Origin of the sequence: Saccharopolyspora hattusasensis (genome assembly GCF_050972075.1) — a bacterium.
In the GTDB taxonomy this organism is placed as follows: Bacteria; Actinomycetota; Actinomycetes; order Mycobacteriales; family Pseudonocardiaceae; genus Saccharopolyspora; species Saccharopolyspora hattusasensis.
In genome coordinates, this window is record NZ_JBPCDC010000001.1 from 335,566 (window position 1) to 349,148 (window position 13,583).

10 protein-coding genes and 3 pseudogenes are annotated in these 13,583 nt (G+C 65.2%); 5 read left to right on the forward strand and 8 right to left on the reverse strand.

Annotation, left to right across the window (positions count from 1 at the left end):
- Nucleotides 1-3: 3 nt before the first annotated feature.
- The 4 genes and pseudogenes from ACRXBZ_RS01715 to ACRXBZ_RS01730 form a co-directional block, all read right to left on the reverse strand.
- Entirely contained in the window at nt 4-651 is a 648-nt protein-coding gene (locus tag ACRXBZ_RS01715) for a reverse transcriptase domain-containing protein (protein ID WP_433877453.1), read from the reverse strand.
- Nucleotides 652-1,565: 914 nt separating this feature from the next.
- Nucleotides 1,566-2,528: a 3-methyl-2-oxobutanoate hydroxymethyltransferase gene (gene panB, locus ACRXBZ_RS01720; RefSeq protein ID WP_433877454.1), complete on the reverse strand. Its 963-nt coding sequence runs from the start codon at nt 2,526-2,528 to the stop codon at nt 1,566-1,568.
- Nucleotides 2,529-2,589: 61 nt separating this feature from the next.
- The gene (locus ACRXBZ_RS01725; protein ID WP_433877455.1) at nt 2,590-3,108 is read right to left on the reverse strand and encodes a DUF2520 domain-containing protein; all 519 of its coding nucleotides are present in this window, start codon (nt 3,106-3,108) and stop codon (nt 2,590-2,592) included.
- 468 nt (nt 3,109-3,576) lie between these two features.
- Nucleotides 3,577-4,389: pseudogene (locus tag ACRXBZ_RS01730) on the reverse strand (IS5 family transposase).
- A gap of 355 nt (nt 4,390-4,744) precedes the next feature.
- Here ACRXBZ_RS01730 and ACRXBZ_RS01735 point away from each other — a divergent pair.
- The gene (locus tag ACRXBZ_RS01735; protein WP_433877456.1) at nt 4,745-6,040 is read left to right on the forward strand and encodes a nickel pincer cofactor-dependent isomerase, group 22; all 1,296 of its coding nucleotides are present in this window, start codon (nt 4,745-4,747) and stop codon (nt 6,038-6,040) included.
- Between the two features lie 43 nt (nt 6,041-6,083).
- Entirely contained in the window at nt 6,084-7,073 is a 990-nt protein-coding gene (locus ACRXBZ_RS01740; RefSeq protein WP_433877457.1) for an SMP-30/gluconolactonase/LRE family protein, read from the forward strand.
- 416 nt (nt 7,074-7,489) lie between these two features.
- On the opposite strand, the gene larC is transcribed toward ACRXBZ_RS01740, so the two are convergent.
- The 4 genes and pseudogenes from larC to larE form a co-directional block, all read right to left on the reverse strand.
- Entirely contained in the window at nt 7,490-8,650 is a 1,161-nt protein-coding gene (larC, locus tag ACRXBZ_RS01745; RefSeq protein ID WP_433877458.1) for a nickel pincer cofactor biosynthesis protein LarC, read from the reverse strand.
- A 7-nt stretch (nt 8,651-8,657) separates the two neighbouring features.
- Nucleotides 8,658-9,182, reverse strand: coding sequence for a nickel pincer cofactor biosynthesis protein LarB (gene larB, locus ACRXBZ_RS01750; protein ID WP_433883775.1), 525 nt, complete (start codon nt 9,180-9,182; stop codon nt 8,658-8,660).
- Nucleotides 9,183-9,234: 52 nt separating this feature from the next.
- Nucleotides 9,235-9,324 (reverse strand): annotated as a pseudogene (locus ACRXBZ_RS42130) (hypothetical protein); the annotation flags it as partial.
- The gene (gene larE / locus ACRXBZ_RS01755; RefSeq protein ID WP_433877459.1) at nt 9,321-10,136 is read right to left on the reverse strand and encodes an ATP-dependent sacrificial sulfur transferase LarE; all 816 of its coding nucleotides are present in this window, start codon (nt 10,134-10,136) and stop codon (nt 9,321-9,323) included. The gene larE and the pseudogene ACRXBZ_RS42130, both read right to left, overlap by 4 nt.
- A 501-nt stretch (nt 10,137-10,637) precedes the next feature.
- Between larE and ACRXBZ_RS01760 the strand changes: the two are divergent.
- The 3 genes and pseudogenes from ACRXBZ_RS01760 to ACRXBZ_RS01770 form a co-directional block, all read left to right on the forward strand.
- Nucleotides 10,638-10,885 (forward strand): annotated as a pseudogene (locus ACRXBZ_RS01760) (transposase); the annotation flags it as partial.
- A 97-nt stretch (nt 10,886-10,982) separates the two neighbouring features.
- Nucleotides 10,983-11,873 carry an IS982 family transposase gene (locus tag ACRXBZ_RS01765; RefSeq protein ID WP_168584373.1) on the forward strand — a complete coding sequence of 297 codons (891 nt, stop codon included), beginning with the start codon at nt 10,983-10,985 and terminating at the stop codon, nt 11,871-11,873.
- Nucleotides 11,874-12,191: 318 nt separating this feature from the next.
- Nucleotides 12,192-13,547, forward strand: a complete 1,356-nt coding sequence (locus tag ACRXBZ_RS01770; protein ID WP_433877460.1) for a helix-turn-helix domain-containing protein — start codon at nt 12,192-12,194, stop codon at nt 13,545-13,547.
- Nucleotides 13,548-13,583 lie beyond the last annotated feature (36 nt).

The following is a 13,583-nucleotide window of genomic DNA, read 5'->3' on the forward strand; positions in this document are numbered from 1 at the left end:
CAATTAACCACCAGGATCGGCATCGTCGGCAAAACGCACCAGCACCCCGTGCTCACGCACATCCCACGCCCGGTCCAACCGGTGCAGATAGATGTTGCAGAGTAAAGGGCTCAACGGACCCCCTTGCGGGGCGCCGGTCACCGACCGGCGAACCGTCCCGCCCTCCATCACCCCGGCGCGCAGGACCACGCGCAGGAGTTTGAGCACGGACTGGTCACAGACGCGTTCCTCAACCGCATGCATCAACTTCTCGATCGGGATCGCCCCGAAACAGTTGGCGATGTCCGTCTCGACCACCCACCGTCGTCCTCGCCAGGACTCGTCGATCAGCACTTGCAGCCCGTCATGCGCGGCGCGCCTGGGCCGGAACCCGTAACTGCACGCCAGCATGTCGGCCTCGAAGACCGGCTCGAGCACGATCTTCACCGCGGCCTGCACGATCCGATCCCGAACCGAGGGAATCGACAGTGGCCTGCGTTCACCGGGCCTGCCGGGTTTGGGAATGAACACCCGCCGAGCCGGTAACGGCCGATACCGGCCGTCGCGCAGATCGTTGACCAGCTCGTCCAGGAGACGGTCCACGCCATACTCCTCGACCTCGACCAGAGTGGTCTTGTCAATGCCTGGCGCGCCGTCGTTACGGCGCACCATGATCCACGCTCACCGCAGAACATCCCTGCGGAAGATCTTGTCCCACAGCGAGTGAAACCGTCGCCCGGGGTCAGCCTTGACCGCCCGGTAAAGCGCATGCTGCAGGGCTCGAACCGGATCCCGAGGGGACCCCGAAGCGGTGGGACTAGCCGAACCGGCACTCACCGGGCACCTCCATGACGAGCACGACACACCGACGAAGCAGCGGTCCTTCCCTCACCGGCGGTTGTGTTGTCCGCTCGGCTCAACCAGTACTACGACCGCCTCCGACGCCCACCCGGCCAGCCACTCACTTCCCGAGGTCATCGGTTATAGAACGCCACGCTCCGGCAACAAGATCCGCAGGTTGCCGGGCCGGGGAGGGCCTCACCAGTTCCCGCCGCCACTATCTGCACGTTCCGAGCCCCATACGCCGGAGAGTCCTTCAGCGCCTGCACTTCCAGGTCTTCAGCGCCTTCCATGGCCTTCGCCGTGATTTCGGCGGCTCGGCACTCCCTGCACCCCACCCCGAGGGACGAGACCTCCAACGACGCCGCAGGCTTCGCTTCATGCTACGGACCGCGCAGTCGCTCCCCCATAAGGGCTTTTGACACTGGGCTTCGACCCCGCAGGTTTCCCCACGAAACCACCAGTCTGCTACCGGGCTTCCTGGCAACTACCCGGACCGGACTCACACCGGCAAGCGACGACGAGCTGACAACCAAAGATCACCTACACAAGATCACCTCCGGTCTGCTGGTCGCGCGAAAAGTCAGGACTAGGCAACCTCTGCAGGCGCTTGTCAGCATTCCTTGCCGTTGATGCTGAGCTGCCGCGTTCGGACATCGTGGCGCTTTCCGCAAAAGGGCAAGCCGACAGCGTGCTGGCCAAGGCCGCAAGGCGGTCCCGCTGAACACGCGGCACCGGACGCTGCGTCAATGCTGGACTTTCGCCGCGTGGCTGACGAACTCGATAGGGCGCCTGGAGCTCGAGTTCGCCGGCGCGGGAACGGACAGCTCCGTCTCGGCGATGAACTGCTCCAGTTCCTCCTGCTTGATGCCGTAGCAATGCTCCGGCGCGGGGAAGGCACTGCGGCGGACTTCGTCGGCGTACCCGCTCACCGCATCGATCATCGCGGACCGCATGTTGGCCCACCGCTTGGCGAACTTGGGCTGGAAGCCGTCGAAGATGCCCAGCAGGTCGTGGTAGACAAGCACTTGGCCGTCGGTATCCGGGCCCGCACCAATTCCGATCACCGGAACCTTCATGCGCGGCATGATGGCCTTGGTGACTTTGGCCGGAACCGCTTCGAAGACGATGGAGAAACAACCAGCGGCTTGGAGACGGAGGGCATCTTCCAGCACCGACCGCGCCCGTTCAGCGGTGACGCCCTGGGCGCGGAACCCGCCCAGGGCCGTCGCGGTTTGCGGGGTCAGCCCGATGTGGCCCATGACCGGGATGCCGGCGCGGACGATGGCCCTCGCCCGCTCCGCCGACTCGCCGCCGCCCTCGAGCTTGACGACGTCACAGCCGCCCTCCTTGACGAATCGAATCGCGGTGCTCACCGCTTGCTCGTTGGACACCTCGTAGGAACCGAAAGGCAGGTCGCCGACCAGCAGCGGGGTTTTCAAACCTCTGCGAACCGCCGCGGTCAGCATGATCATCTCGTCGATCGAGACCGGAACCGTCGTGGGATAGCCGAGCACGGTCATGGCGGCGGAATCGCCGACGAGGACCATGTCGACGCCAGCGGAATCGACCACCTGGGCGCTCGGGTAGTCGTAGGCCGTGATCATCACGATCCGTTCACCGCGGCGGCGCACGTCGGCCAGTGCGTTCACCGTGACCGGTTTGCGGCTGGCTCCGGACTTGGCTTCAGGCTGGGGGTAGGTCGACAAAGCTATCACTCCTAGTTGTTCTTGCCGGCACGCTGGCTGACCGTTGGCGCCATCCCTGCCGTCACCGGGTGGAAGGTGGGTCGAAGGATGTCGAGGAGGCGAAACGGAACTCCACGGGTTGCGCTGTTCGATTGAATGCCAAATCTCTGGTCGCCTCGACGAGCGCGTCGAACAAGAACAGCGATTGCGGGCAGCGCTGTTCAACCGCGAACCGCTGGAGCGCAACGGTTTTCTCGTCGCCGCGAGCGATAGGCCCCGTCAGCGCACGTGAGGCGCCGAGTTCGCCCCAGTTCCGAAAAGCCGTTTCCACCAATGGAAGGAATGCCCCGCGATCCACTCCCACCGTAGCGGCCATGTCCTCGGCCAGGCCCAGCACCGTGACGAGGAAATTCGCGGCGACCGATGCCGCAGCGTGGTAGGCGGCGCGGTCGCCCTCCGCGACCGCGATAGGGCGCATGCCCAGGCTCATGGCCAACTTCCGTCCGACTTCCGATCCCCGCTGGGTCGTACCCGCGATCGCCGCAGCGCAACCGTCGAAGCTGGCAGGCGCGGCTCGTGTGATCGTCATCAGCGGATGCAAAGAGAATCCCTCGTGCTCCCCCAGAGCTCCGAGGTCGGTGGCACCCGAGCAGTGTCCGACCAGGGCTCCCGGACGCAACCGTGCCGCGACATCTGCGATAGCACCGTCCGGAACGCAAAGCAGGACCACGGGGGCATTCCCGACATCCGGATCACGCCCCAACGGGCCGACGATCTCCGTTCCCGCGTCGCGCAACGAACGTGCCAACGCGGTGCCCATCCGTCCCTGTCCGACGATTGCGACCGGGCCCTCCGGCAGATCTCGCGAGAGGTGATCTATAGCCACAACCGGATTCGTCACGCTCTTTCCCCTTCCGCAAGTCCGGGTCGCCAAAGGCAAGCACCTGGCGGTTACACGTCGTATTGAGGTGACCGCGCCCACCAGCTTCCTCGACAAGCACAAGCTGTGCCCTGACGGAACTTCGCCGACATTGCCAGGTCTAGGAGTCCTTGTACCTTAGACCAGATCTCATTTGGGGTTGTTGTGGGTAAACAGATCCAGCTTGATAGCGCGGCGATAGCAGATCACCGCGCAGGCCAGGCTGGCGAATGCCGCATAGTGGGTGGCCTTGCGCTCGTAGCGGCGAGCCAGTCGACGGAACCGGGAGACCCACTCCAGGGTGCGTTCGATGACGTAGCGGTGGCGCCCCAGCCGGGTGGGCGACTCGATACCCCGGCGAGCGATCCGGGCGATGATTCCTCGCCGACGCAACGCGTTTCGGCAGGCCGGATAGTCGTAGCCCTTGTCCGCGTGCAGCTTGCACGGCCGACGCTGAGGCCGTCCGACAGGCCCTCTGACCGGTGCAACGGCATCGATCACCGTCTCCAGTTCCCGGTGATCGTTGCGGTTGACCGCGGAGATGACCACGGTCAGCGGGATGCCGCTCCGTTCGCTCATCGCATGGACCTTCGAGCCGGGCTTGCCCCGATCCACCGGGGCCGGTCAGGTCCCCCTTTTGACCGCCCGGACGTGCATGCTGTCCACCGACGCCCAGGACCAGTCGATCGCTCCAGCGGTGCCGAGCAGGTCCAGCAGTTCCTGGTGCAGCCGGGTGAACACCTGCGCGGCGCTCCACTCGATGAACCGGCGATGGGCGGTAGGAGCGCTGACCCCGAACGACGCGGGAAGCGCTGACCAAGCGCACCCGGTTTGCAGCACATACAGGATCGCGGCCAGCACCGTGCGGTCGTCCAACCGACGCCGGCCTCCGCCCTGGTGGCGTTGTGGCACACCCGCCAGCAGCCACAACGACTCCGGGCACCACTTCTCCACATCGTCCATCGTTGATCAACGAAAGCGCCTCCCCTACAACCACCCCAATGAGATACGGCCTTAGGGAGCCCATCGAGAATGAGGCACTCCGGAATATGCCACTGCGCAGGTGAGCTGTCAGCGCCTCTTGCCCGTTCGCACCAACGCGAGTGGCCCAAAGAGGAAGTCCGCTATCGGGCACACAAGCCGACGGAATAACGTCGTGTCATACTCGCCAGCGTTCAGCCGTGACCTGTGGCCAACACGCGGTCTTCAGATGTCCTTACAACACTGCGTGATCACTTGGTGGCCATCCTCGTTGTCACGCACCTTTTCACCAGCAACGATCACGAAGTGACGCTGGAGCATTAGAAGGATCGGACGCATGTTCAACGTCGAGAAGGTCCGGTTGGCCGGAGCCGACATCGATCTCCCTAGGATGATCCCGGTCGAGCAGCGGTTCGCCGCCGACGCGGTCGAGGACCTCGAAGACGCGATCCGAGGCCAGGTCGCCGAGCACGACCACAACCGCCCGGTCAGCGGCAAGCGGATCGCCATCACCGTGGGAAGCCGCGGGATTGCCCAGATCGACCGCATCGTGGCCACGCTCGTCGACGCCCTGCTCGGCTGCGGCGCCAAGCCGTTCGTGGTGCCCGCCATGGGCAGCCACGGCGGGGGCACCGCCAAGGGGCAGCGGCAGGTGCTGGCCGAGTACGGGATCACAGAGGAGAGCATCGGCGCCCCGATCGTGTCCTCCATGGAGACGGTCGTGGTTGCCGAGTTGGTCGACGGCACCCCGGTGCACTTCGACGCCGAAGCCGCCCAGGCCGACAGCGTCGTGGTGCTCGCCCGGGTCAAGCCACACACCGACTTCCGCGGCACGCACGAGAGTGGCCTGGCCAAGATGATCGCCATCGGCCTCGGCAAGCACCGCGGCGCGACCACCCTGCACACCCACGGCATGGGCGCTTTTGACACGCTCATCCCGGCGGTGGCCGAGGCGGTCCTCAAGGTCGTCCCGATCGAGTTCGGGATGGCCGTGGTGGAGAACGCCTACGAGCACATCGCTCGCATCGAACTGGTCCCGACCTCGAAACTGCTGGAGCGCGAGGCCGATCTGCTGATCGAAGCCAAGCAGCGGATGCCCAAGCTGCTGGTGTCCGACATCGACGTGCTGGTCGTCGACGAGATCGGCAAGGACATCAGCGGCACCGGCATGGACCCCAACATCACCGGCCGCGCCCAGGTCAACACCGACAAGTTCCACGCCGTACCGATCAAGCGGCTGGTGGTGCTGGGCCTGACCGAGTACACCAACGGCAACGCCTGCGGCCTGGGCATGGCGGACGTGACCACCCAGCGCTGCCTCGACCAGATCGAGTTCGGCTCGTTCTACACCAACTCGCTGACCACGGGCCTACCCGACAGCGCCCGGATCCCGATGGCGCTGGCCAACGACCGCGACGCCATCATCGCGGCCCTGCACATGACCCGCGGCCCGAAGGACCTCCCGGCGAAGATGGTGCGCATCCGCAACACCCTGTCGATGCCCCGCATCGAGGTTTCCGAGGCCTACGCCCAGGAAGTCGCCGATCACCCCGACATGATCGTGCTCAACGAGCCGCACGACTGGGACTTCGACGCCACGGGGACCCTCCAGCCCCTCCCCGCCACCCACTGAAGGACTGCGGTGGGTCATCAGTGACTACGTGGAAGGACGAACAATGGAGCTCTTCGCCCGAGGGGTGTGCGCCCCCGAGTGCCCGGTGGTTCTGGACAACGGTGACATCCTGGTGGTTGAGATGCGCCGGGACCGCGGCGCCGTCACTCGTGTCGACGCAAAGACGCGGGAATTGCACACGATCACGTTAACTGGTGGTTTCCCCAATGGACTGCTGCGTGATGCGCAAGGCAAGCTGTGGGTCGGCGAAGCCTACGAGCACGCGCTCATCCGCTACGATGCGGAGGGCAACGAGGAAGCACGCATCACCAGTTGCGGGGACGAACTTTTCCGCTGGCCCAATGACCACGTCATCGGCCGTGACGGTGCGATCTACATGACCGACTCCGGCGCGTGGGAGCACGATTTGCTCGATCCCGTGAATATGACGCTCAGGCCTGGCTGGACCGACTACCCGTTCGACGGCCGGGTGTACCGGATTGATCGGGCAACCTTGGACGTCACGCGGATCGACAACGGCATCCGGTTCGCCAACGGCATCGCCTTCGACCGCCACGACCGGCTCTACGTAGCCGAGACCATAGGCGGAAACATCTATCGCTACGACGTGTTCGGCGCCAATCCACGACGCGAGCTGTTCGGCAACGTATGGGACGGTACGGTGCCCGACGGTTTCATCGGCCCGGACGGCATGAAGTTCGGCGCGGACGGACGCCTTTACTGCGCGGTGATGGGCGCCGGGCACATCGCGGTCTTCGACGAAGACGGCACGGTGGCGGAGCGGATCCAGACGATGGGCAAGGCGCCGACGAATATCGCGTTCACCGAAGACGGACAGCACAAGATGTTCGTCACCGAGATCACCAACGAGGCAATCGAGGTGCACGAGGTCCTGTGCGATGGTCTACCGATCCACCGGGACGCGTCGACCACCGAGGCCCTCACAAGCATCCCGCCGCAACGGGCCAGCTCGCCCAGCCCGGTCGCGACGAACTCTATCGGCACCACGCCGTCGCGGGTCGGAAACCCGTGAATGTGGGCGGCGGGCCCGTTCCCAGACGCACCGCCATCAACGACCAGCGTTGCGAACCGTGGTAGCCGCCATCGGCCATCACCGCCCCGGCCGGTCGGTTTCCGGTCAATCCCGGATTCTCGATAGACCGGGCGGTCGTTGCGGTTACCGGGCTGCCGGTTACTCGAGTTAGGGACCGGACTGTGCGCTAACGAGCCTTCGGAGAGTTCCGTGGTGCCGGACGTCCCAGGCGGTGCGCATCGACGTGATGCGCACCGTCTCGGCCCGCGCGGAACCGGCGAGCGCGCCTCGGGGGCCCGAGCTCGCGGGTGCCGACCGCCAGCAAACAGATCATCACCGCCAGAGCGGTGGCCTTCCAGCCGAGGTCAGCAGGGCACGCCGAGACGTGGTCGGGTGCGTGCCGAGCTCGATCGCCGTCAGTTCTCGGCCCAAAGGTCGTCGATGAGGGCTCGTGCTTGATCGGCGAGAATCCGGACGGGAACTCCTGTGGCGTCCGCGATGGCCGCCAGGTCGTCATGCTCAGGCTTCGCGGTGTGCGGGCCGATCTTGACGCGGACGGTGAAGCCTGCGAGCTCCACCGTTGTCCACTCACGAGGCACCGACCGGCGTAGGACCGCCGTGCGGCGCACCCCTAGCGTCCCGGTCGACCGGAGCAGGTGATTCTCGACCGCATCCGCCGCATGCGGCTCGCATAGCGCAGACACGAGCTGGGCGGGACGGTTCTTCTTACCGACAGCCGGAACGAGCCACGCATCGGCGGCCCCTACGGTGAGCAGCTCAGGGATCAACGCACCGAGGACTTCCCCGGTGACGTCGTCGACCGTGGTTTCCAGCATGGTCATCGCTTCGACGTGACCTGATCCTCCCACCGGAGACCCGAGCACGGCGGAGAGAACATTCGGTCTTCCCGGGGTCTCTCGAGTACCGGCGCCGTAGCCCACGTCCTGGATCGTCATCGGCGGCGCTGGGCCGAACCGAGTGCCCATGGCACCCAAGAGCGCGGCCCCTGTCGGCGTGACCGTCTCCAGGTGGCTGTCGATTCCGATCACCTGTGCACCCGTGAGGAGATGCAGGGTTGCCGGTGCCGGTACCGGGAGAACACCGTGGGCTGCGGAGGTCTGCCCGGTACCCATCCCGAGAGGACCGGACCACACCTGCGAAATCGCGAGGGCGTTCAGGGCGGCTGCGACTCCTACCGTGTCGACGATCGTGTCGACTCCTCCGAGTTCGTGGAGGTGAACATCGGCAACAGATACCCCGTGGATCCTTGATTCGACCGATGCAAGCGAGGTGATGGCGGAGGTCGCCATGGCCGCGACTGGAGCAGGAGTGGCACGGCCTGCCATCGCCAGCAGGTCCGCGGCGCGGCGTTCCGGCACGATCTCGTCGACCTCGACAACCGCATGCAAGGCGCGCACGCCCTCGCGCTCCACTGAACGCGTGCTCAGGTGCCAGCCTGTGACTCCGGTGGCTTCGATCGCCGTGCGGACAGCCTCCATCGGCGCACCCAGATCCAGCAGCGCGCCGAGCAGCATGTCACCGGAGATGCCCGAGACCGGGTTGAGAGAAAGGATCATCGGCTACTCACTGCGTCGACGGCCACAGGGCCTGGGTGAGACGATACGCGGCCATCGCGGCCGCGAATCCAGAGTCGATGTTCACGACTGTCACGCCTGCCGCACAGGACGTGAGCATGGCGAGCAACGCTGTCACGCCCTCCAACGCAGCGCCGTATCCCGTCGAGGTGGGTACTGCCACCACGGGGCAGGCCACGAGTCCGCCGACCACGCTGGCCAGCGCTCCCTCCATACCCGCGACGACGACCACGGCGTGGCATGCACGGAGATCGTCGACGCGCTTGAGGACGCGATCGATGCCGGCTACGCCGACGTCACGGATATCGAGAACGCGCATTCCGATGCACGAGGCGATGGCCGCGGTTTCGCTGGCCACTGGCCCGTCGGCCGTTCCGGCCGTGACGACGCCGAGGGTGAACTGGCCTTGCGCGGCGGGGCGCCAGATGAGCAGCCGAGCCTCTGGAACGTGGACGCCACCGGGAACTGCTGCCAGTACCTGCGCCGCAGCGACGTCGTCGATGCGCGTAATGATCTACTTCGAGTAGTTCGGTGGCTGCCGCCGCGATCTCCTCGACCGTCTTGCCTGGTCCGTAGACGACTTCGGGCAGACCCTGGCGCCGTTCACGATCGACATCGAGGGTGAGGTTTGCACCAAGGTGCGACTTCGTCGTCATCGTGCGACCGGTGTCAGGGTGAGCAGGGCGTTCATGCTGCCGCTTCGGAATCCGAGGAGGTCGAGCGAGACGAAGGTGAATCCCTCAGCCCGCAGATGCTGCACGAGCTCTCGGCGACGCTGAAAAGCGGTGTCGAGCTCGTCCTCGGAGACCTCGAGCCGCGCGAGGGTGCCGTCGGCATGCGCACGGACGCGGAACTCGCGCAAGCCCGTAGCTCGGAGAGCCTCCTCGGCCGCCTCAACTCGCGCCAGCACCTCAGTGGTGACTTCGTCGCCGTAGGCGATGCGGGAGGACAGACATGCCGCGGCCGGCTTCGATGCGGTCGACAGCCCCAGCTCGGCGCTGACCGCGCGGACGTCTGCTTTGCTCAAGCCGGCGTCGACCAGCGGGAAGACGGCACCGCGCTGCGCTGCGGCAGCCTGTCCAGGTCGATGGTCTCCTAGGTCGTCGGTGTTGGTCCCCAAGGCCGTATGAGCACCCATCAGGTTTGCCAGTGGTACGAGAGCGTCGAACAGCGCCGTCTTGCAGTGGAAGCATCGGTTGCCTCCATTGGCGACGTACTGCGGATTGTCGAGTTCATCGGTGCATACCTCTACGTGCGGGATGCCGCGGTCTCGGGCGAAGGTCCGCGCGGCGCGACGTTCCGACGTGGGCAGGCTTGCCGATACGGCGGTCACCGCCACAACACGACTACCGAGGACCTGATGTGCGACCGTGGCCAGGAGAGCCGAGTCGGCTCCGCCGGAATAGCCCACAATGAGCCTGTCCTCCTGTGCCAATCGGCCTACGAGGCGATCGAGTTGCGCGCTCATCGGTCGGTGTCCTCCAAGTACGGGATCGTCTGTGGTCCTTCGGGCAGACCACAGACGCGAGCCTCGGGTCCGAGGGAAGCAACGTGACAACCGAGCCTCCCTGAGGGCGAGTGGATCAATGATTCTCCAGCAACCCGACTCCACCGAACCGCTGATAGATCGAATTCTCTACGGTACGAGAGGAAGCCCATACTCGTTCAGATGTGACCGGAGCGGATGGGGTACGACACAGCGGGGGGGGGAAGCACCGCCAGCCTGACCGGCGTCCGGCGGCCGCGAGCACCGTCACGGCGACCATCGGCTTGCGCATCATGCTGCCACCCCGAACGAGACGAGAGAACCTGGCTGGACCGTTGACCCCATCTCGTCGAACGAGTGGACGTTGCTCATTGATCCTCCGACTTCAGAGTCGCATAGTCAACTCTTGCTGACCTTCGGGTTTGGGAGCGGCAGGCCGGCGTGTTGGAGGGATGAGTACGGCAGGTGGTGATGCCCGAGCAGGGTGTGCTGATTCTCGACGAGACAGGCTTTCTCTATAAGGGCACGAAGTCCGCTGGTGTGGCTCGGCGGTATTCGGGCACGGCCGGACGCATCGAGAATTCCCAGATCGGAGTGCTTCTGGCCTACGCGTCCCCGCACGGCCGGGCGTTGATCGATCAGGAGCTGTACCTGCCCAGGAATGGACCACCGATCGCCCGCGGTGCCGCGCGGCCGGAGTCCCTGACCAGGAGCGGTTTGAGGTTCCCCCGTTAGCGCCGATTCTCGCGTCTAGATGATTGATTCCGTGAAGATCATGTGAAGGGGGCCGGTGTGACGGCCTGGGAGGAGGGTGTTCAAGATCAAACTGTGACGAAAGAACTGAACACCCTCCTGACCGCACTCTACGTGCTGATCGATGACCATGTCGTCCCGGCTCGGACCGGACGGGGACGGCGCCCGCTGTTCACCGACAGTGAGTTGCTGACGCTGGCGGTGGCTCAGGTTCTGCTGCGCTACAACGGTGAGCGTCGCTGGATGCGGCACGTGCATAGCAACCCCGAGCTGCTGGCGATGTTCCCGCACGTGCCTCGCCAGCCCGGATACAACAAGCGTTTGAGGAACGCGCAGCCCTTGCTGTGCAAGGCAATCATCACCCTGGCCGCGTGCTGCCCGTCCTGGTTCGACGACCTGTGGATCACCGACGCCACCCCGGTGCCATGCGGCATGTCCCGGGAGACGGTGAAACGCTCGGACCTGGCCGGCCACGCCAACTATGGTTACTGCGCGTCACACTCCAGGTGGTACTGGGGCCTGAAGCTCTACCTCGTGTGTACCGGGGACGGGATGCCGGTCATGTGGTGCCTGGCCGACCCCAAGATCGGCGAACGCGAGGTGCTGGCCGCGTTACTCGACAACAACCACTACCTGATCCGCAACGGCCAGATTCTGTTGGCCGACAAGGGTTTCTCCGGCAAGGAGTTCAAGAAACTCACCGAGTCGAAGCAACTGCGGCTACTGCGCCCGGACCGCAAGGACGAAACCTACGCATGCGGCAACCTCGGCGGTGTGCGCCAGTGGATCGAGTCGGTCAACCAGACCCTCAAAAGCCAACTCGGCCTCGAACAGCACGGCGGACGCACCCCGGCAGGCGTGTTCACCCGCGTCGCCCAGCGCTTGCTGGCCATGGCCGCAGGCATCTGGCACAACTGGGAAACCGGCGCGACCAGCAAACGCTCACTCATCGCGTTCGACCACTAACACCAACTTCACGGAATCAATCATCTAGCTGTGACGCCTCCCGTGGCCCTGGGTGTCGGCTGGGGACCGGGGCTGGTTTGGTTGATGCGTAAGTGAATTGTGAGGCCTATCGTGCTGGTGTCATGGCCTGTTAGGGTTTATCTAGCTGTTTATTATGCCACGTTTCGGGTTGTTGCGTCGTTCCTGACGCGACGAGCCAGTGCTGATCCAACGGCAGCGTGCGTGAATGAAGTGCTTCTACTGCAATCATCATGACCTTCGTCGCCACGATCGGTGTGTCGTGTTGACCGCGACCGCGGTCCTTGATGTATTGAGATCGTGGAGAAGACAGCGATATCCACCCCAGAAGCGGCTCGTCGGGGCGGCGAGTTCTTCGCCGCCCCGACGGAGGCGAACCAGCGCCGTTACGAGGCACTGCGTGCCTACTTGTTCGAGGGAGTCTCAGCGGCGGAGACGGCGGCCCGCTTCGGCTACACCGCGGCGACGCTGCAGTCGCTGGTGCGGGATTTCCGGGCGGGCCGCCGCGAGTTCTTCCTCACCACGCGCCCAGGCCCGAAGACAGCACCGGCCAAGGAAGCCGCCCGTGCCCGAATCATCGAGCTGCGCCGGTTGGGCCACTCGGCCCACGAGATCGCTGCCGTGCTCGCCGAGGAGGGCACCCCGCTCAACCGCACCGGGGTCGCCGAAATCCTGAGTGAGGAAGGCTTCCCGCGCCTATGGCCGCGCCCGCACGCCGAGCGCGGCCTGCCGCGGCGTGAGAATCAGCCCCGCACCAAGGTAATCGACTTCGATGCCCTGCCCGCCCACGCCGACAGCAGGATGGCCGGACTGCTGTTGACCATTCCCGATCTGGTGGCGCTGGACCTGCCCGGCCTGGTGCGGGCCGCGGGTTATCCCAGTACCTCTGTCATCCCGGCACTGAGCTCAATACTGTCGCTGCTGGCGATCAAACTCACCACCACTCGCCGGGTCTCCCACGTCGACGACATCGCCACCGATGCTGGTGCGGCACTGTTCGCCGGGCTGACCAGCCTGCCCAAAGCCACCGCGCTGACCACCTACTCCTACCGGCTTGATCACGCCCGGCAGCAACGATTCCTTGCCGCGCTGGACAAAGCCAGCCTCACTGCCGGGCTCGCGCACGGCGAGACAATCAACCTCGACTTCCACGCGGTCATGCACTGGGGCGACGAACCCGCGCCGGAAAAGCACTACGTGCCACGACGTTCACAGCGCACCCGCTCGGTGTTGACCTTCTTCGCCGAAGACGCCGCCACCCACACCCTGCTCTACGCCAACGCCGATCTGGCCAAAGCCAGCCAGAACAGGGAAATCGTCGCCGAGGATCGCCCAGGCGCGCCGCGCGGCGGACCGTTTCTGGTTCGCAGCGCTGTCCTCGCTGCTCCCTCGACGCCAGGGTGGGGATTCCCTGACAGCCAAGGTGGGAAATTTCGTGACAGGCAACCCGGCGGGTTCAACCTTCTGCACGACACCGCTGGCAACGGACCCCGTCGACTCACAACCGAGCTCAGCATCCAGCAACCGTCACCGACCGACGCAACACCGTTTCGGGCGCTTCAACGCAGTTCGGATCCGTTTCCGAATCTTGACCAATTACTATACAGTGTGACCAGAAATGGCGACCCCATTTGCGCGTCCAGTCAAAAAACTTGATGGCCGCGCTCCTAATTCGCTCCCGGATAGGCTTTT